The 17,941-nt window shown below is 47.3% G+C and carries 21 protein-coding genes; 1 reads left to right on the top strand and 20 read right to left on the bottom strand.

The annotated features are described in order from the left end of the window. From WBV27_RS02315 to WBV27_RS02300, 4 genes are all read right to left on the bottom strand, one after another. A partial coding sequence (locus WBV27_RS02315; protein WP_424199056.1) for a zinc-binding dehydrogenase occupies positions 1 to 909 on the bottom strand: 909 nt, incomplete at its 3' end. Positions 910 to 1,047: 138 nt separating this feature from the next. Beyond that, entirely contained in the window at positions 1,048 to 2,100 is a 1,053-nt protein-coding gene (locus tag WBV27_RS02310) for an NAD(P)-dependent alcohol dehydrogenase (RefSeq protein ID WP_424199054.1), read from the bottom strand. A 76-nt stretch (positions 2,101 to 2,176) separates the two neighbouring features. After that, on the bottom strand, positions 2,177 to 3,175 hold the full coding sequence (locus WBV27_RS02305; RefSeq protein ID WP_424199052.1) for an aldo/keto reductase: 999 nt from the start codon (positions 3,173 to 3,175) through the stop codon (positions 2,177 to 2,179). 42 nt (positions 3,176 to 3,217) lie between these two features. Continuing rightward, entirely contained in the window at positions 3,218 to 3,826 is a 609-nt protein-coding gene (locus WBV27_RS02300; protein ID WP_424199050.1) for an NAD(P)H-binding protein, read from the bottom strand. A gap of 252 nt (positions 3,827 to 4,078) precedes the next feature. On the opposite strand from WBV27_RS02300, the gene WBV27_RS02295 reads away from it, so the two are divergent. Then, complete coding sequence (locus WBV27_RS02295; protein WP_424199048.1) at positions 4,079 to 4,912, top strand: SDR family oxidoreductase; 834 nt, start codon at positions 4,079 to 4,081, stop codon at positions 4,910 to 4,912. Positions 4,913 to 5,040: 128 nt separating this feature from the next. On the opposite strand, the gene WBV27_RS02290 is transcribed toward WBV27_RS02295, so the two are convergent. The 16 genes from WBV27_RS02290 to WBV27_RS02215 all read right to left on the bottom strand — a co-directional run bounded on the left by WBV27_RS02290 (position 5,041) and on the right by WBV27_RS02215 (position 17,772). Then, positions 5,041 to 6,021, bottom strand: a complete 981-nt coding sequence (locus tag WBV27_RS02290) for an aldo/keto reductase (protein ID WP_424199046.1) — start codon at positions 6,019 to 6,021, stop codon at positions 5,041 to 5,043. Positions 6,022 to 6,249: 228 nt separating this feature from the next. Next, positions 6,250 to 6,660 carry a ribonuclease HI family protein gene (locus WBV27_RS02285; RefSeq protein WP_424199044.1) on the bottom strand — a complete coding sequence of 137 codons (411 nt, stop codon included), beginning with the start codon at positions 6,658 to 6,660 and terminating at the stop codon, positions 6,250 to 6,252. A 79-nt stretch (positions 6,661 to 6,739) separates the two neighbouring features. Beyond that, a complete protein-coding gene (locus WBV27_RS02280; protein WP_321380843.1) occupies positions 6,740 to 6,952 on the bottom strand; it encodes a cold shock domain-containing protein in 213 nt (70 codons plus the stop codon). A 104-nt stretch (positions 6,953 to 7,056) separates the two neighbouring features. Then, a complete protein-coding gene (locus WBV27_RS02275) occupies positions 7,057 to 8,028 on the bottom strand; it encodes a hypothetical protein (RefSeq protein WP_424199041.1) in 972 nt (323 codons plus the stop codon). A gap of 117 nt (positions 8,029 to 8,145) precedes the next feature. Next, positions 8,146 to 8,928 (bottom strand): acetyl-CoA carboxylase carboxyl transferase subunit alpha, encoded by a 783-nt coding sequence (accA, locus tag WBV27_RS02270; protein WP_424199039.1) that lies wholly within the window; start codon positions 8,926 to 8,928, stop codon positions 8,146 to 8,148. Next, complete coding sequence (gene accD / locus WBV27_RS02265) at positions 8,925 to 9,800, bottom strand: acetyl-CoA carboxylase, carboxyltransferase subunit beta (RefSeq protein WP_424199037.1); 876 nt, start codon at positions 9,798 to 9,800, stop codon at positions 8,925 to 8,927. Before accD ends, accA begins: the two co-directional genes overlap by 4 nt. Before the next feature lie 36 nt (positions 9,801 to 9,836). Then, on the bottom strand, positions 9,837 to 11,213 hold the full coding sequence (locus WBV27_RS02260; RefSeq protein WP_424199035.1) for an acetyl-CoA carboxylase biotin carboxylase subunit: 1,377 nt from the start codon (positions 11,211 to 11,213) through the stop codon (positions 9,837 to 9,839). A 1-nt stretch (position 11,214) separates the two neighbouring features. Continuing rightward, complete coding sequence (gene fabZ / locus WBV27_RS02255) at positions 11,215 to 11,646, bottom strand: 3-hydroxyacyl-ACP dehydratase FabZ (RefSeq protein ID WP_086627809.1); 432 nt, start codon at positions 11,644 to 11,646, stop codon at positions 11,215 to 11,217. 18 nt (positions 11,647 to 11,664) lie between these two features. Next, positions 11,665 to 12,126, bottom strand: coding sequence for an acetyl-CoA carboxylase biotin carboxyl carrier protein (accB, locus tag WBV27_RS02250; protein ID WP_086627807.1), 462 nt, complete (start codon positions 12,124 to 12,126; stop codon positions 11,665 to 11,667). 3 nt (positions 12,127 to 12,129) lie between these two features. Then, positions 12,130 to 13,365: a beta-ketoacyl-ACP synthase II gene (gene fabF / locus WBV27_RS02245; protein WP_319995782.1), complete on the bottom strand. Its 1,236-nt coding sequence runs from the start codon at positions 13,363 to 13,365 to the stop codon at positions 12,130 to 12,132. A gap of 15 nt (positions 13,366 to 13,380) precedes the next feature. Beyond that, positions 13,381 to 14,112, bottom strand: a complete 732-nt coding sequence (gene fabG, locus WBV27_RS02240) for a 3-oxoacyl-[acyl-carrier-protein] reductase (protein WP_424199032.1) — start codon at positions 14,110 to 14,112, stop codon at positions 13,381 to 13,383. Between the two features lie 29 nt (positions 14,113 to 14,141). Continuing rightward, positions 14,142 to 15,068: an ACP S-malonyltransferase gene (gene fabD / locus WBV27_RS02235; protein WP_424199030.1), complete on the bottom strand. Its 927-nt coding sequence runs from the start codon at positions 15,066 to 15,068 to the stop codon at positions 14,142 to 14,144. 21 nt (positions 15,069 to 15,089) lie between these two features. After that, entirely contained in the window at positions 15,090 to 16,049 is a 960-nt protein-coding gene (gene fabK, locus WBV27_RS02230) for an enoyl-[acyl-carrier-protein] reductase FabK (protein ID WP_424199028.1), read from the bottom strand. Positions 16,050 to 16,074: 25 nt separating this feature from the next. Further along, positions 16,075 to 16,302 (bottom strand): acyl carrier protein, encoded by a 228-nt coding sequence (locus WBV27_RS02225; RefSeq protein ID WP_086627800.1) that lies wholly within the window; start codon positions 16,300 to 16,302, stop codon positions 16,075 to 16,077. A 25-nt stretch (positions 16,303 to 16,327) separates the two neighbouring features. Further along, positions 16,328 to 17,311, bottom strand: a complete 984-nt coding sequence (locus tag WBV27_RS02220; protein WP_424199026.1) for a beta-ketoacyl-ACP synthase III — start codon at positions 17,309 to 17,311, stop codon at positions 16,328 to 16,330. Continuing rightward, positions 17,311 to 17,772, bottom strand: a complete 462-nt coding sequence (locus WBV27_RS02215) for a MarR family winged helix-turn-helix transcriptional regulator (RefSeq protein WP_424199024.1) — start codon at positions 17,770 to 17,772, stop codon at positions 17,311 to 17,313. The genes WBV27_RS02220 and WBV27_RS02215 overlap by 1 nt, the downstream gene beginning before the upstream one ends. Positions 17,773 to 17,941 lie beyond the last annotated feature (169 nt).

Below are 17,941 nucleotides of genomic sequence, written 5' to 3'. Positions count from 1 at the left end.
GGGTAAAAGCTCTTCCATGTAGGCACGTGTTGGTGCCGGTCCTCCGGTAAGCGTGATGTTGCGGCCGAAAAGACTTGCAAAGCCGACTGGTGCTTCGACATACTGGGGAACACCGACACGGCTGATGACTCCGCCGGCACGGACAGCACCTAGGCTCATCTCGTAAGCGGGCATCAGGCCGACGCATTCGAGTACGACGTGCGTGCCTTCCCCGTTAGTCAATTCCTTGACCTTCGCGATCCCCTCTTCGCCTCGTTCAGCGATGACATCCGTTGCGCCGAAGTCAATCCCAAGATCGGTACGATCTTTGTGGCGGCCCATTAGAATGATCTTCTTGGCACCGAGTTTCTTCGCCGAAAGGACTGCCAGCAGGCCTACAGCACCGTCTCCGATGACCGTCACCGTCGTATTCTCGTTGACGCCGCCCATGACGGCCGCATGATAACCGGTTCCGTATACATCGGACAAAGTCAACAATGAAGGCAACAGAGGCGAATTTTCGTCAATATCGTCGGGTAATTTAAACATGCTGCCTTGCGCTTGAGGCACCCGAACGTATTCCGCTTGGCAACCGGTCATGAAGCCGCCGTTCACGCAGGAAGTCATCAAGCCTTCTTTACAAAACGGACAAGTGTTGTCGCCGTATGCGAAAGGAACAACGACCAAATCGCCTTTTTTGAATCCAGAAACTTCAGAACCCATTACGTCGATTCTGCCGAGTACTTCATGCCCCATCGCTTCGCCTTCACCGTGCTCATGCGCATGCATTTTGTGGTATGGATGCAAGTCACTGCCGCAGATGCAGGCAGCCACTACTTTCAGGATCACATCCGTTGGTTTCTGTATTTCAGGTACTGGCATTTCTTCCACGCGCACGTCGCCGGCTGAGTACATTATGTTTGCTTTCATTTATTTCTCCACCTTTTCTTGAGAGTCACTTGCGCTTGCATAAACCAAGGGTAACACTTAAAGTCCACATGAAGGCAAGTGTTTTCTGAGAACTTTGTTTATTCAATCAAAATTATCAGCATTAGATTGACTGACCTTTTATAAAGTCGCCATATCGATGACGAACCGGTAACGGACGTCGCTGTTCAAAATGCGCTCATACGCTTCCTCGATTCGGTCTGCGCTGATGATTTCGATTTTGGGCAGAACTTCATTCTCAGCTGCAAAATTGATCATTTCCTGCGTCATTGCAATCCCGCCGACATTCGATGCTGTGATGGTAGCCTGGTTGCCGAACAGACTGCCCACATAGAATTCTTGAGGTTCTGTGGCGAGCCCAACGTAAACCATGACGCCATCAACCTTCAACAGACGGACGTAAGCATTGACATCCAGACTCACGGCCACTGTGTTCAGAATAAAGTCGAACTGTCCTGATAACGCAGTGAACGTTTCAGGATCGGATGTCAGGTAATAAGCATCGGCACCGAATTGTGCGGCTTCCTCTTGCTTGCTTTGCGAGTGCCCTAAGACCGTGACTTCCGCACCCATTTTATGTGCAAATTGGACGGCGATGTGACCTAGACCGCCCATACCGATGATTCCGACTTTTTTCCCGGGGCCGACGTTCCATTTTTTCATCGGGGAATAAGTTGTGATGCCAGCACATAATAACGGGCTCGCCGCTGCCATATCCAAGGCATCGGGAATACCGATGACAAAGTTTTCCTTCACAACGATATTGCTGGCATAGCCGCCATACGTGTTGTTGCCTTCATAGTCGGTTGAATTGAATACAACGACAACGCCTTTTGTACAGAATTGTTCGTCTCCGCGCAGGCAGTATTCGCATTCTCCGCACGAATCGACGAAGCAGCCGATACCGACCTTATCTCCGACTTTGAACTTCGTAACTGCGTTTCCCACTGAAGATACGACTCCGGAAATCTCATGTCCGGGCACCATCGGATAGACGGCATTGCCGAAATCATTATCTACTTGGTGGATATCCGAGTGGCAGATGCCGCAATATTTTATGTCGATCGCAACATCGTTTGCCTGCAATTCCCGTCTTTCAATATAACCGCGTTCAAATGAAGAATAATCCGAATTCAATGCTCTTAAAACCTTTGTTTGACAATTGTTGCACATATTTTTAAAACTCCTTACCCATTCAATTATTTGTTTTTTGTGGATCTTTACCCAGCGATGCACGCATCAACTGTGTTTATTTTTGCCATACTCCGAACTGACCGAGCGTTTTTTCTTCTGAACGCCCTGTTGCCGGTTCCGGGGCAAGGGCAAGCGAACTGATTTCTGCCCGCAAATCGGGCGTCATCTCAAAATCGGCTGCCGCCAGAGAATCCTCCAATTGGGCCAGATTCCGGGCGCCGATGATCGGGGCGGTCACGGCTGGATGGCTTTTTGCCCATGCCACCGCCAACGTTACCGGACTGACACCCAATTTTTTGGCGAAGGCCGCAAAGCGATCCGCAAGTTCCAGGTCATTTTGATAACGCAAACGATTCAGTTCGCTCTCGACGAGACGGCCGGAATCCGGTTGTTTAGCTGATCCGTATTTCCCCGTCAGCAAGCCTGCGCCAAGCGGACTATAGGGAATGACCCCGATGTTCTTGGCTTCAGCCAAAGGCAGCAATTCCACTTCGGATTGTCGTTTCGCCAGATTATACAAAGGCTCCATAATCTCGAAGCGGCTGAGCAACTCCCTTTCCGAAATGCCAAGCGCATCCATGATCTGCCACGCTGCCCAATTGCTGACGCCGGAATAAAGGATCTTCCCCTGTTTTTGCAGGTCATCCAAAGTACGCAAAGTCAATTCGATATCTGTAGTCGGGTCGAAGTAATGCAGGATATAGAAATCTATGTAGTCTGTATCCAAGCGTTTCAGACTGGCATCGATGCTTTTCAGGATATGTTTACGGGAAAGACCGCGATCATTGGCATTCGGTGTTTTTGAAGTCGGGAAGAAGACTTTGCTCGTGATCACTAGCTCCTCCCGCTGACCCTTCATCAATTTTCCGAGAATTTCTTCGGATCGGCCGTACGAATACATATCAGCTGTATCAAAAAAATTGATTCCAGCCTCAAGACAGCGGTTGTACAATGCTTTTGACATTTCCTCATCCGCATCGCCGCCAAAAGACATTGCACCGAAACACAATTCAGAAACTTTGATGCCGGTTCTGCCAACTGATGTATACTTCATTATTTGTCATCCTCTCAATGGTGGCATGATGGATCTAATTGATCATTCCGGACGATTGATGCCGACACTTTCACGGACATAAAGGGTCGAATCGGCAGCAAGACGAACAACAAGATCCGCGATGCTTTTTCTGGATACGTCATGTCCGCCGAATGGCTCGCCCTTGACGGTAATGTCATAATCGGTATCGTTGCTGCTGTCGAACCAGCCCGGACGGATGATCGTATAATCCAGATTGGATGCTTCAATGACGTCCGCCGCTTCACGGTATGTCTGCAAAACCGGATTGGAGCGCAGGTTGCCGGACGAGCCGACTGAAGCCGGGATTTCGTTATAGATACCCATCGAAGTGATAAAAATCAAACGGTTGACCCCTACGCGTTTCATGGATTCGACAATCGCCTTGGCCATTTTCCCTAAGTTTCCTGTCAAAGAAGCAAACACGACATCCTGGCCAGAGATGGCCTTGTCCAGGTCGGATGCGTTCATCACATCGCCCGAAACGGCAACCTCTCTCGTTGAATCAATTGGCTTGAGTCTATCCGGCCGTCGCGAAAAAAGGGTCAGTTCATCATTTGTTTTTTCAAGGAAAAGTTGTCTTGCTACGCGACCGACTGAACCGGTTGCGCCGATAATCACTATTTTTGTCATCATATCCACCTCATATTTCTATTTGATACGATCATGGTAACACTTGGAGTTCACTCCAAGTCAACCATGAACGGTCATCTTTTTTTCTCGGCAATGAATCCAGCCTTTAAATGGTCAATACAGAACCGTAACGGTATAATAAAATCAAACAAAGCAAATGAAGCCCAGTCCAAATTTCATAAACAAAGCGCTTGACTTGGAGTCCACTCCAAGAGCTATAGTCAGAATAGAAATGAAATGGAGGCAAAAATGATGAGCAAAACATGGTTGATTACAGGGGTGAGCAGTGGTTTTGGTTACGAGCTGACCAGGCAGTTGTTGGATAAAGGCGATACGGTGATCGGAACGGTGCGCAATAAAGCTAAAATTTCCGATTTGATTGCGGAGTACCCAACGCTGTTCGATTATCAGATCCTTGATGTGACCGATACCCCAGCGGTCCATCAGGTAGTGAAGGAATCTTTTGAAAAACACGGAGAAATCGATGTCATCATCAATAATGCGGGCTACGGGCTGTTCGGCGCGGCTGAAGAGTTGAGCGATGAGCAAGTGGATCTCATCATCGCAACCAATTTGACCGGATCCATCCAGATGATCCGCTCCGCCCTTCCGTTCTTACGCAAACAAGGTCATGGCCGTATCATCCAAATATCTTCCTATGGCGGACAAGTCGCTTTCCCGGGCAATTCCATGTACCATGCCACGAAATTCGGGATCGAAGGCTTCTGCGAATCCGTCGCACAGGAAATGGCACCCTTCAATATCGGCGTGACCATCGTTGAGCCTGGCGGCGCGCGAACTGAATTCCGCTACGGCAGCGCGCAAGTCGCTGAACTGATGCCTGAGTACGATGGCAACCCGGCGCACAGCTTTCTTGCGATGCTTGATTCAACAAAAGTACTGGCACCCGGAAATCCTGCGGAAATGGCAAAACGAATCATCGAAAGCGTGGATATCACACCCGCCCCGCTTCGCATGGTCCTCGGCTCGCAAGCGCTGGCCAGCACCATTGCTACGCTTGAGAACCGCTTAGCCGATTTCCGGATGCAAACAGAATTGGCCGCCTCAACGGACTATAAGGAATAATCCCTATGGCCTGAACTAAGGCAACACTGATTAGCACACTCATCAGGATACGAAAAAGAAAGCCCGAATGGATCTCCTGGCTGCAGGAATCCTTTCGGGCTTATTTATATTTTCAAACTCGAATCTTTTTAGTTGTGCCCCATTATGTGATGAGGGATGTATGGTTCTTCCAGAGACAGAATGTCCTCCGCAGAAAGCTTGAAGTCGAGAGCCGAAATAGCACTGGTCAGATGGCTTTCCTTGGTGGCTCCGATGATCGGCGCAACGACTTGATCCTTCTGCAGCAGCCAAGACAAAGCAACCTGAACCCTCTCGACGCCATATTTTTCGGCAATCGCTGCAACCCGTTCCACGATGACGCGGTCCTGTGCTTCGGTCGTATCATATTTATGCTTCGCCACCTGATCCATTTCGAAGCGTTTCGTAGTGGCCGACCAATCACGGGTGAGTCTCCCTGAAGCCAGCGGGCTGTATGGCGTTACGGCAATCTTTTGATCCGTGCACAACGGCAGCATTTCCCGCTCTTCCTCCCGGTACAAGAGATTCAGGTGATTCTGCATCGAAACAAACTTTGTCAGGCCGTTTTTTTCGGCAACAGATTGCGCTTTGGCGAATTGCCACGCGAACATGGCTGATGCGCCGATATAGCGGGCTTTGCCGGATTTCACTACATCATGCAACGCTTCCATCGTTTCCTCGATTGGTGTGTTGTAGTCCCAACGGTGGATGATGTAAAGGTCCACATAGTCCATGCCCAACCTTTCCAGACTGTGATCGATTTCAGTCAGGATTGCTTTGCGGGAAAGGCCCCCTCCGTTCGGTGCATGGCGCATCTGCTGATGTACTTTCGTCGCCACCACGATCTCATCCCGGTTGGCGTAATCGTTCAAGGCTTTCCCGAGTATGCTTTCACTGGCTCCGTATGAGTAGATGTTTGCCGTATCAAAGAAATTGATCCCCAAATCCAACGCACTTTTTATGACTTTTCTGCTCTCTTCTTCTTCCAGCACCCAATTATGGAAGCCGCTATTCGGATCGCCGAATCCCATGGCTCCCAAACAAATCCGTGAAACATCCATTCCTGTATTGCCGAATTTCACATAATCCATCAATAATTCCCTCCTTCTTCAATTTGATGTCATAGAAATTTACTATGTTGCTGATAGTATACTCCTTGAAGTGAACTCCAAGTCAAGCATAATCTATGACTCGTATACACTAAAAAGCGACTGGAGGCTAACAAAAAAGCCATCCCCGTTTCAAATAAGAACGGAGTGAGCCTTTATTGAGTTATGAAAATTGCTTTTTTTGGATTCTGGAAGACAGCCAATTCAGACTCATTTTTTCTTTTTGGTGAGCTGATAGAGCGCTTTTTTGGCGAGATTATCGGCTCCTTTGTTTTCCTTTTCCGGAATCCATTCCAAGTAAAAATTGGTGAACACAGCCAACTCCCGCAATGCCTCTTCCAGCAAAAGCTTATGTTCCGCTTTTTTCGTATACTTTTTCCTGATCGACTCGGCAACAAGTTTACTGTCAGTGTAACAAAAAACGAGTTGGTCCTGCTTATTGTGTGCTTTCAGATGACGCAATCCATACAGGAGCGCTTCGAATTCGGCCCGATGATTATCCATTCTGGCCTCTAAAGGCAGACCAATCTGCTCCTGTACGCCGTCCTCAACGATCAGAACACCGATGGCGGCATACCCTTCTTTTCCGGTGGCCGCCCCATCCACAAATAATTTTATCACCTGTTCCACATCCTAAAAAACAAAGGTGAAAGAAAATCCCGAACGGATTCCCTTCACCTTTGCGATCTAATGTACTTTTTTATGATTCTGCCAAGACCATCACATTAGTGGCCTGTGGTCCCCTTACACCTTCAGCAATATCGAACTGAACGCGTTGCCCTTCTTCAAGTCTTTTGAAGCCTTCTCCAGCTATACCGGTAAAATGTACGAAAATGTCGTCATCCTGTTGATCGAGTTCAATAAAACCATACCCTTTATCATTATTGAACCACTTTACTTTGCCAAATTCCATTGTACATCCTCCTTCAACACTCATTTCTTTGGAACTGCTTTCACAAAGAAGGGTTACCCTCATTATAGAGAGGAAACCCAATCGAGTCAATTATTCTGATAGCCTTATTCGAAATAACCAAAAAAATCGGCCAGCTTATTTTCCAATTGTTCGATTTCATCGCGGATGCTCTTTTCGCTTGGCTCGCCCGTCGATCCGGTTCCGTTGTAAATGCGGTAGAGCACCTCCAACCATTCCGTCACGGATAGGATCGTCCTGTCTTCGAACGGATAAAGGAGGGATAATTGCATGAAGAAGGCATTCTCCATGGCATCCGCCATAGTTGGATTTTTATTGGCGATTTCTTCCCGGATATACACCATTCCTTCTTTGTACGTTTTCGATTCGATCAACGGGACCAATCCAGCCAGATTCAATTTTTCTTCGGTCCCGTCCAACCTGACAGTCACCGTCGGATGGAGCCCGCGCGCAAGAAATTGATGGATAATCTCAGTCTTGAGCATTCGGTGGAGATTGTTGTTCATGAGCAGGCGTTGCGCTATCTTGCCGAATTGGTCATCCTCCAATTCCTTCAATTGTTGCGCGTAGACTTGTTGTTTGTGGAACGGTTGCGTATCGATGGTTTTTTCGGCCTGGAGGATTTCCGAACTTTTTTTCAGCTTCTTCTCCAAATTCTTCAGTTCAACTTTTTCGACTTCGGCCTCCAATTGCTCCAAAGCGAATTGGTGCTCCATCGACAGACCGAAAGTATTTTTGCGGGCTTCGATTTGCTCGCGGGCCATGTCGAATGATCCGGAATGCAGCAAGCCTTTCAAGTAAAGGAAATCGATGTCATCCACCGAAATGGCGGAAGCAATATCCGGTCGCATTTCGGTTATCATTTCCAGACTCTTCTCTGCTTGATCGGTCTCCTGCAGCAACATGAGATACAGCGGGAGGATATCGTCCGCCTTCTTGATGGCTACAGCCTTGCCGATCCATTCTTCCGCCAACTGCAGATTTCCCTCTTCAAATGCCAACAGTCCCTTTTTCAAGTACCCTTCGTAATTTAATGGAAAAACAATCTTTTCTCCCATTTCCATCACCCCAATCTCAACTGATTTTCCTGTTAGGCAATTATAACACAAAAGCGAACGCTAAAAAAACCGCCCGCACAACCGAGGCTGTGCGGGCGGTCCATTACTGTTCTTTAATCAATAGTTCCGGAATCGTTTCTGGCGTTGCTCGACCAATTCCGCTGGAGTCAGTTGCTTCAGCTCTTTCAGCTTGGCACTTAACTCCCGCTTCAGTTCAAGCATGACATCATCCGATTTGCGGGCCACTTTCCTGCGGGTTTCCATAACGATTTTGTCGATGACGTCCAATGCAAAAAGATCATCCGGCGTCAACTTCATTACTTTGGCTGCTTCATCGGATCGTGAGGAATCTTTCCATAAAATGGATGCAAAGCCTTCCGGTGACAGAACAGAATACATGGTATTCTCCAACATCCACACCTCGTTGCCCATCGCCAGCGCCAAGGCACCGCCGCTGCCTCCCTCACCGATGAAGATAGCGATGAAAGGAACCGTCAGTTGACTCATCACCAAAAGCGACTCAGCGATTGCTTCACCGATGCCTCGGTCCTCAGAGTCGACGTCGCAAAAAGCACCTGAAGTATTGATGAAAGTAACGATTGGACGATTGAATTTTTCCGCCTGTTTCATCAAACGGATCGCTTTACGATAGCCCTCCGGATGCGGTGATCCGAAATTACGATAGACATTTTCAGTCACATCATGGCCTTTTTGCGTTCCGATGACTGTTACCGGCATGTCATCAAGCAATGCGATCCCGCCAACGATAGCCGGGTCGTCCCCGAACTTTCGATCGCCGTGGAATTCAACAAAACCATCGCAGATGGCATGAATCATTTCTGTCGCCGTCAGACGGGAGATGCTTCTGGCAGCGGTGATAATTTCTTTGACATCCTTCACTGCACTTCACCCGCCTTTTCTGCAGGAGCATGCAATAACAAAAGATGTTGCAATGCTCTCTTTAAATCTTTTCTGGCTACAATCTTGTCGATAAAGCCGTTTTCCAGCACCTTTTCAGCTGTCTGGAATCCTTCAGGCAATTTCGCTTTGATTGTCTGTTCGATGACGCGTTTGCCGGCGAAACCGACAGTTGCGCCAGTTTCCGCAAGGATGATATCCCCTTGCATCGCAAAGCTGGCCGTTACGCCCCCAGTCGTCGGATCGGTCAGGACTGTGATGTACAACAATCCTGCTTTACTGTGATTGGAGACTGCAACGCTGACTTTCGCCATCTGCATCAAGGACATGATGCCCTCTTGCATTCTGGCGCCGCCCGAAGCCGTGAAGACAATGATCGGGAGCTTTTCTGACGTTGCGCGTTCAAACGCGAGCGTCAGCTTTTCGCCGACCACTTTCCCCATGCTTGCCATGATAAAGTTCGAATCCATCACACACAAAGCAACTTTATGCTTATTGATGAATGCCGCGCCGGTTACAACCGCCTCGTCAAGTCCCGTTTTGTCTTTGGCAATCTTCAATTTGTTCTCATACCCCGGAAAAGCCAATGGATTTTCTTCAGGCATAAGTGCGTTCCATTCATCAAAAGAACCTCCATCAACGATATGGGAAATGCGTTCATAGGCCGAAATCCTGAAATTATAGGCACAATGCGGGCATACTTTATCTTTCCCTAAATCCTTGCTGTAGATCGTCTTGTGACAATTCGGGCATTTTTCCCATAAGCCTTCAGGAACGATCGGTTTCTGATCGTCTGCTTTTGAAGCGGGAACTTGAGCTATCGGAATGTAAGGACGCTTACGAAATAATTTCATTTCCTCACCTCTAGTGTGACTTCTTGACTAATTGATTTATACACTTTCCTCTTCTTCAGGTGCCCAAGTTTTCAGGAACACGTTCTGAAGATATTCCGTATCGTAATCTCCGGAAATGAAATTAGGATCCTGCAGAATATCTTCCTGGAAGAATTGGTTCGTGTCGACTCCCTCGATGACCAGTTCCTGCAGCGCACGCCTCATTTTGGCGATTGCTTCACTTCTGTCGTCGCCTTTTGTGATGATTTTGGCGATCATCGAGTCATAGAATGGCGGGATCATATATCCGCCGTACATGGCGCTTTCTACGCGCAGTCCATTCCCGCCGCTGGGCAGGAACAGGTAGTCGATTTTCCCGGATGAAGGGCGGAAGCCCAAAGCCGGATTTTCAGCGTTGATACGGCACTCGATCGTATGACCGGTGATGACAACCTCATCTTGCGTAAAGGACAACGGCTCACCGCTCGCGATGCGCAATTGTTCTTTGACGATATCGATGCCAGTCGCCATTTCAGTTACCGGATGCTCCACTTGGATACGCGTGTTCATTTCCATGAAATAGAAACGTTGTTCCGTATCAACGAGGAACTCGATCGTACCTGCATTCGTGTAGCCGACATGTTTGGCCGCTCGGATGGCGACTTCCCCCATTGCTTTGCGGGTCGCTTCGGTGATGAACGTGGACGGACTCTCTTCCAACACTTTCTGATGATTGCGTTGAAGGGAGCAATCGCGTTCGCCCAGATGGACAACATTCCCGAATGAATCCCCTAAAATCTGCACTTCGATATGACGAGCCGGTGTGATGATCTTTTCAAGATACATGCGGTCATCCCCGAAGGCAGCCTTAGCTTCCGCTTTCGCTTGGCTGAAAGCTGCCTCCAAACCATTTTCTTGGTAGACTTTCCGCATCCCTTTACCGCCGCCGCCAGCGGCAGCTTTCAGGATGACCGGATAACCAATTTTCTCTGCTTGCGCCACTGCCTCTTCGTAAGAAGAGATGTAGCCTTCGCTTCCCGGAGTCACAGGCACGCCTGCTGCGATCATCGTTTTGCGGGCGTTTGCTTTGTTGCCCATCAGGTCGATGATGGTGGAAGAAGGTCCGATGAATCGGATATTCATTTCTTCACACATTGTGGCGAATGCACTGTTTTCCGAGAGGAAACCGAAGCCTGGATGGATGGCTTGGGCTCCCGTGACGACTGCCGCACTCAAAATGCTTGTCATATTCAAATAGGAATCGCTCGCTTTTGCAGGACCGATACAAATAGCCTGTGTAGCCAGTTGTGTATGCAACGCTTCGCGGTCAGCTTCAGAATAGACCGCTACCGTCTGGATTCCCAACTCATGACAAGCACGAATGATCCTGACAGCAATTTCTCCTCTGTTTGCGATCAATACCTTCGTAAACATATTATCTACCAATGATGAATGTCATTTCAACTTCACAAACTTTTTTGTCCCCGACAAAAGCTTGTCCATAACCGATACCTGCAAATTTTTTCAATTTGATGATATCAACTTGAAGGCGAACAACATCGCCAGGAACAACTTTTTGACGGAATTTGACTTTATTCAATCCGCCTAAGTAAGCTGTTTGTCCCTTGAAATCAGGTAATGTCAACAAAGGAATAGAACCAGCTTGCGCCAACGCTTCAACGATCAATACGCCTGGCATTACTGGTTCGCCTGGGAAATGTCCTTGGAAGAAAGGTTCGTTGATTGTTACGTTTTTGTAGCAGACGATGTGTTCGCCTGGTGTCAATTCTTCAACTTTGTCGATGAAGAAAATCGGGTAGCGGTTTGGGATGATATCCATTACTTCTTGTGCACTTAATAAACTCATTTTATTAGTCTCCTTTTATTAGACGATGCGGAACAACGGTTGGTTGTATTCAACGATTTGTTCATTTTCAACCAACACTTCAACGATTTCCCCATCGAATTCGCTTTTGATTTCATTCATAAGTTTCATTGCTTCCACCAAGCAGACAACGTCGCCTTTAGCGATATTCTGGCCTTTAGTGGCATACGGTTTCGCATCCGGAGTCGGTGCTAGGTAAACAACACCGACAATCGGAGAAGTAATGATCTGTCCTTCTTTTTTCGCAGTCGCTTCAGAAACGGCTTCTTTGATGTTTTGGACCGGAGCAGTCACTGTTGGAGTTGGAGCTGCTGCCGGAACGCTGTCGTTTGATTGCTGGTTCGATTGAACCAACTTGTTCTTGGACAACAAAAGTTGAAAATCGCCTGTCTGATAATGCAATTCAGTCAAGGTTGATTCATCGATCAAGGAAATAAGGCTTTTTACATCTTCAATATTCACGTATTAAGCCTCCCATTTTTTGAAACATAGTACGGCATTGTGGCCGCCGAAGCCCAAAGAGTTGCTCAATGTGTAAGTGACTTCTTTTTCACGACCGACATTCGGGATGTAGTCCAAATCGCAACCTTCATCAGCCACTTGGAACCCGATTGTTGGCGGCATGAAGTCATCTTGAATGGCTTTTACGCAGACAACAGCTTCGATACCGCCGGCAGCGCCCAATAGATGGCCGGTCATGCTCTTTGTGCTTGAGATAGCGACGTTGTGCGCCTCTTCGCCGAATGCGTACTTGATCGCAGCAGTTTCGCCGGAGTCGTTTGCTGCTGTGCTTGTTCCGTGAGCGTTGATGTAATCGACTTGCGCCGGAGTGATGCCTGCTTCTTTCATTGCTTGAAGCATCGCTTTGCCAGCTCCGCTTCCATCAGCAGATGGAGCCGTCATATGGTAAGCATCACAAGTGACGCCGTATCCGACAACTTCAGCCAGGATGTTTGCGCCGCGTTCCAATGCGTGATCAAGATTTTCAAGCATCAAGATGCCGGCACCTTCACCCATGACAAAACCATTTCTTTCTTTGTCGAAAGGAATGGAAGCGCGATCCGGATCAGTGCTTGTGGACAAAGCAGTCAATGCCGCAAAACCAGCGATGCCGATTTCGCATACCGTTGCTTCTGCTCCGCCTGCAAGCATCAGGTCTGCGTAACCATGCTTGATGCTGCGGAAAGCTTCTCCGATTGAGTTTGTCGCAGAAGCACAAGCAGTAACGATGTCCATGCTCGGTCCTTTAGCGCCGAATTTGATGGCAGTATTTCCTGCCGCCATGTTTCCGATCGCCATCGGTACGAACATAGGCGGTACGCGTTTCGGTCCTTTTTCATGCATTTTGATGATGCCGGATTCCATAGTGATGAAACCGCCGACACCTGAGCCGATGGTAACGCCAAAGCGATCCGCATCGATTTTTTCCATGTCGATGCCGCTTTGTTCCACGGCTTGAGCAGAGGCTGCTACCGCATATTGCGAGAACAAATCCATACGCTTGTATTCTTTACGGTCCATGTACAAAGTCGCCTCGAAGTCTTTCACTTCGCCTGCGACAGAAACGCCCGTTTCGGATGCGTCAAATTTAGTGATGGCAGTAATACCGTTTTTACCGTTTTTGATGCCGTCCCAATATTCAGTGACTGTATTTCCTAAAGGTGTGATAGCACCCATACCTGTAATAACAACGCGATTCATATTTATCCTCCTGACTTACATGTACATGCCGCCATTGACACTGATGGTCTGGCCGGTGATGTAAGTATTCTCACTTAAGAAGACAGCAGTATTTGCCACTTCTTCGGCTTTTCCAAATCGTTTCAATGGGATTTGCGTCAACATTTGTTCCTGAATCTTTTCTGAAAGAACATCCGTCATTTCCGTTTCGATGAATCCTGGAGCAATGGCATTACATGTAATGCCTCTTGTCGCAGCTTCACGGGCGACAGATTTCGTCAATCCGATGATTCCGGCTTTGCTGGCAGCATAGTTGGCCTGCCCTGTATTTCCGGTTTCACCGACGACGCTTGAGATATTGATGATGCTGCCGGATCTTTGCTTCAGCATAAGCGGCAAAGCGTGGCGGATCATATTGAAAGTACCCTTCAGATTCACTTGATAAGTGGCATCGAAGTCTTCTTCATCCATACGCATGATCAATTTGTCGCGGGTGATCCCTGCATTATTGACCAAAACATCAACGGAGCCGAAAAGTTCTTTGGCTTGGCTGACAATTTCTTTGGCAGTCTCAAAATCGCTGACATCGCCTAAGAGTGTTTTGACAGTGACGCCGTAAGATTCCAGATGCGCAACTTTTTCTTCAGCAATCGGTTTGCGTGCATTCAGAACGATATTGGCTCCACGTTTCGCATACGCTTCAGCGATGGCTTCCCCGATTCCTCTTGAACTACCAGTGACGATGACCGTCTTTCCTTTTAAATCCAAGACTATCCCTCTTTTCTTATCTGATCTTCTTATTTTTGTAATGCTTCAAGGGTCTTGTTGAGGGATTTCAAATCCTCCACATTGTATACAGCGACCTCTTTATCGATTTTTTTGATGAATTTGCTCAAAGTCGTCCCAGGGCCGACTTCCACGAAGGTGTCCACACCCAATTCAACCAGTTTGCGGACGCTGTCTTCCCATAAAACCGGCGATTCGATCTGACGCACCAAAAGGCCCTTGATGGCGTCTTTCGCTACAATCGTCGCTTCGGTATTGCCTACAACCGGTATCTTCGGTTCATCGACAGTCACCTCAGCCAAAGCCACTTCCAACTTTTCCGCTGCAGGGTGCAACAGAGCTGTATGAAAAGGACCGCTGACGTTCAACGGGATGATGCGTTTCACGCCTTTGGACTCAAGGATTTCGATGGCTTTATTGACGCCTTCGATTTCCCCGCCGATGACGATCTGCGTCGGCATATTGTAGTTGGCAGGCGCGACATAAGCTGTCTCGCTTGCTTCCCGGCAAGATTCTTCGATCACAGAGCGTTCCGCATTCATGACGGCGGCCATTTTGCCACGGCCTGCCGGTACTGCTTCACTCATGTATTTGCCGCGTTTCGCTACGAGCGAAATAGCCTCATTAAAAGAAAAAGCATTGGCTTTCACCAGTGCTGTATATTCTCCGAGGCTCAATCCTGCAACAAAATCTGGCTGAATTCCCTTTTCAGCTAGTAATTGATCAAGGGCGTAGCTAACCGTTAAGATTGCTGGTTGTGTATATTCAGTTAAATGAAGCTTATCATTCTCTTGGAAACATAGTTCTGCAACATCGTAACCAAGCGTAGCGGAAGCTTCATCAAAAACAGTGCGCACAATTGCATACTCGTTATAAAGTTCTTGACCCATACCGAAGTATTGCGCACCTTGACCACTATAGACAAAAGCTGTTGCCATAATTTCACCTCTATAAGTTTGTTACTCAGCCCACAATTTTGCTTGGGCTAAGATAACTTCTTTGCATTCCGTCATATACTCTTGTATGATATCGTGACACGTCTGTTCCTTCGAAATCAAACCGGCAATCTGTCCGGCCATCATCGAACCGTAGTCTTTATCACCATCGACAGTCGCTCTTCTCAGAGCGCCTTTGCCCATTTCTTCAAGTTTTGCGAAGTCCGGATTTTCCTTGCTCGTCTCTTCTTTCTCGATTTGCAGATATTCTCTGGTCAATTTATTGCGCAACACACGAACAGGATGTCCGGTAATCTGACCGGTAATGACTGTGTCGATGTCTTTCGCTTTAAGGATGGCATTCTTGAAATTTTGATGGGCATTGGATTCTTTGGCAACTACAAAACGGGTCCCGACTTGAACAGCAGATGCGCCCAACATGAAGGCAGCTGCCATTCCGCGTCCATCACCGATACCGCCGGCAGCGATGACAGGAATGGAAACGGCATCGACAACCTGAGGAACCAGGGCAATTGTCGTTGTTCTTCCGATGTGTCCACCGGATTCCATGCCTTCGACAACGACAGCGTGTGCGCCGTCTTTCTCCATTCTTCTCGCTAAAGCTACGGAAGCCACAACCGGGATGACTGTGATGCCTGCTTCTTTGAATTGATTCATATAGCGGGCTGGACTTCCGGCGCCGGTTGTGACAACCTTAACGCCAGAAGCGATCACTGCTTCAACAATAGCATCGACATGCGGATTCAAAAGCATGATGTTTACGCCAAAAGGCTTATTCGTCAATGCTTTCATTTTCGAAATTTTTTCATTCGCTACATCCACACTATCATGTCCAGTCCCTATAAGACCAAGACCACCAGCATTAGAAACGGCACTTGCCAAATCAGCATCCGCTACCCACGCCATTGCCCCTTGAATGATGGGATATTGAATACCTAATAATTCACATAATTCTGATTTCATACAAGGCCTACTTTCCTTCTACTGCTTATTCTGCTAATTGAGCTTCAACGTATTTAACTAAATCTTCAACAGTGTTGATGCCTTCGTCTGATTCGATTTTGATGTCAAATTCGTCTTCGATGTCATTGATGATTTGGAATAAGTCCAAGCTGTCAGCATCCAGGTCTTCTCTGAAGTTAGTTGCTAATTGTACTTCTTCTTCTTCTTTGTCCAATTGGTCCACGATGATTGCTTTGATTTTTTCGAATGTCATAATAAATTCCTCCAAATATGTTTTTTTAGTTTAATGATACTACGATGGCTCCCCAAGTGAGGCCGCCACCAAATCCTGTCATCAGCACCTTATCTTTGGTGCCGAGTTGAATTTCCTTGGTTTGAACAAGCTGATCCAACAGTATCGGAATACTTGCTGCTGAGGTGTTGCCCGTTTCCGCAATGTTTGTGGCAAACAATGAAAATGGCATTTTCACTTTTTTGCTGATTGCCTCCAATAAGCGTACATTCGCTTGATGAGCCAAAATCTTCTTCAGATCGCCTTCAGACAGATTTCCTTTCTCCATCACTTCACGTATGATGCTTGGCACACTGCGGATTGCAAAATCGAAGATGGCTCTGCCATCCATCGTAAGGAAAGCTTGATCCTCCTGAGAGGAGTCTCCATACGGGTTTTCTACTTTCATTGTGTTCGCCACTAATGCCATATGGCGTCCACCATCAGAATGGAGTGCTTCTGCAACGAAGCAATCGTCTTCCGTTCGTTCCAACAACACGCCGCCAGCGCCATCCCCAAACAGGACAGCCGTTGAACGGTCTTCCCAGTTGACGACTTTTGACATTGTCTCAGCACCGATGATCATCCCATATTGATATAGACCGCTCTGCATCATATGGAGACCGGTAGACAATGCGTAGACAAAGCCGGTACAAGCTGCATTAATGTCGAAACAGAAAGCATTTACTGCACCTATCTTTTCCTGCACTAAGCAAGCGGTCGATGGGCTAAGAGCATCCGGCGTCATTGTTGCTACAATGATGAAGTCCAGTTGGTCTGCAGTGATGTTGCCGTTTTGCAAAATTCTGAGGGCCGCTTTGCTTGACAGATCGGAAGTATTCTCATCCTTCGAAATGTGTCGGCTGCGGATGCCTGTCCTTTTGCTGATCCACTCATCACTCGTATCCATGATTTTAGACAGATCATCATTCGTGATGATCTGTTCAGGAAGATAGTGACCTGTTGCGCTAATTTTTGAACCCAATTCCATCAACCCTGTTCCTTGATATTTTGAACTAAACCAAATAAGAAACCGTGAAGATTGTTTAGGCCTTTCAGCAAAACTTTCACTTCCTGATCTTCCATATCGCGAATGGTATTCTTTACCATCTCTCTATGGAACTTATCATGAAGACGATACAGTAAGCGTCCTTTTTTGGTTAATCCTAGTTTTACGACTCTGCGGTCTTTCTCCATCCGAATGCGTTCGACATACCCCTTTTTTACCAGAGCGTTTATGGCCACCGTTAAAGTTCCCGCAGTTATGTTCAATTTTTTTGCGACTTCAGAAGTTGTATGAACTTGATACATGCCGATTGCCTCGACTGTATGCATCTCCTTGATGGATAGATCAGAAAATGTACTGACACGCAATGCACGCTCTTCGATATCCAACACTTCATTGAAGACAGCTACGAGATATGAGTTAATTTTATCTATGGAATGATCCAAAGATAGCTCTCCTCCTTTCGATGCCCAATCAAACCACATTTGTTTGAAGGTCAAAATAGTTTGATGTTCAAACCTTTCGACTTTCAAACTATATAAAATTTTATACAACCTGTCAAGCATTTCGATAATAATTTTTCTCTAATATCTTTCGGTGCTGCAAGATTCATTG

It is taken from the genome of Trichococcus sp. (genome assembly GCF_049589555.1).
Lineage (GTDB): Bacteria > Bacillota > Bacilli > Lactobacillales > Aerococcaceae > Trichococcus.
The sequence above is the reverse complement of the archived record's forward strand: the minus strand, read 5'-3'. Positions and strand labels throughout refer to the sequence as shown.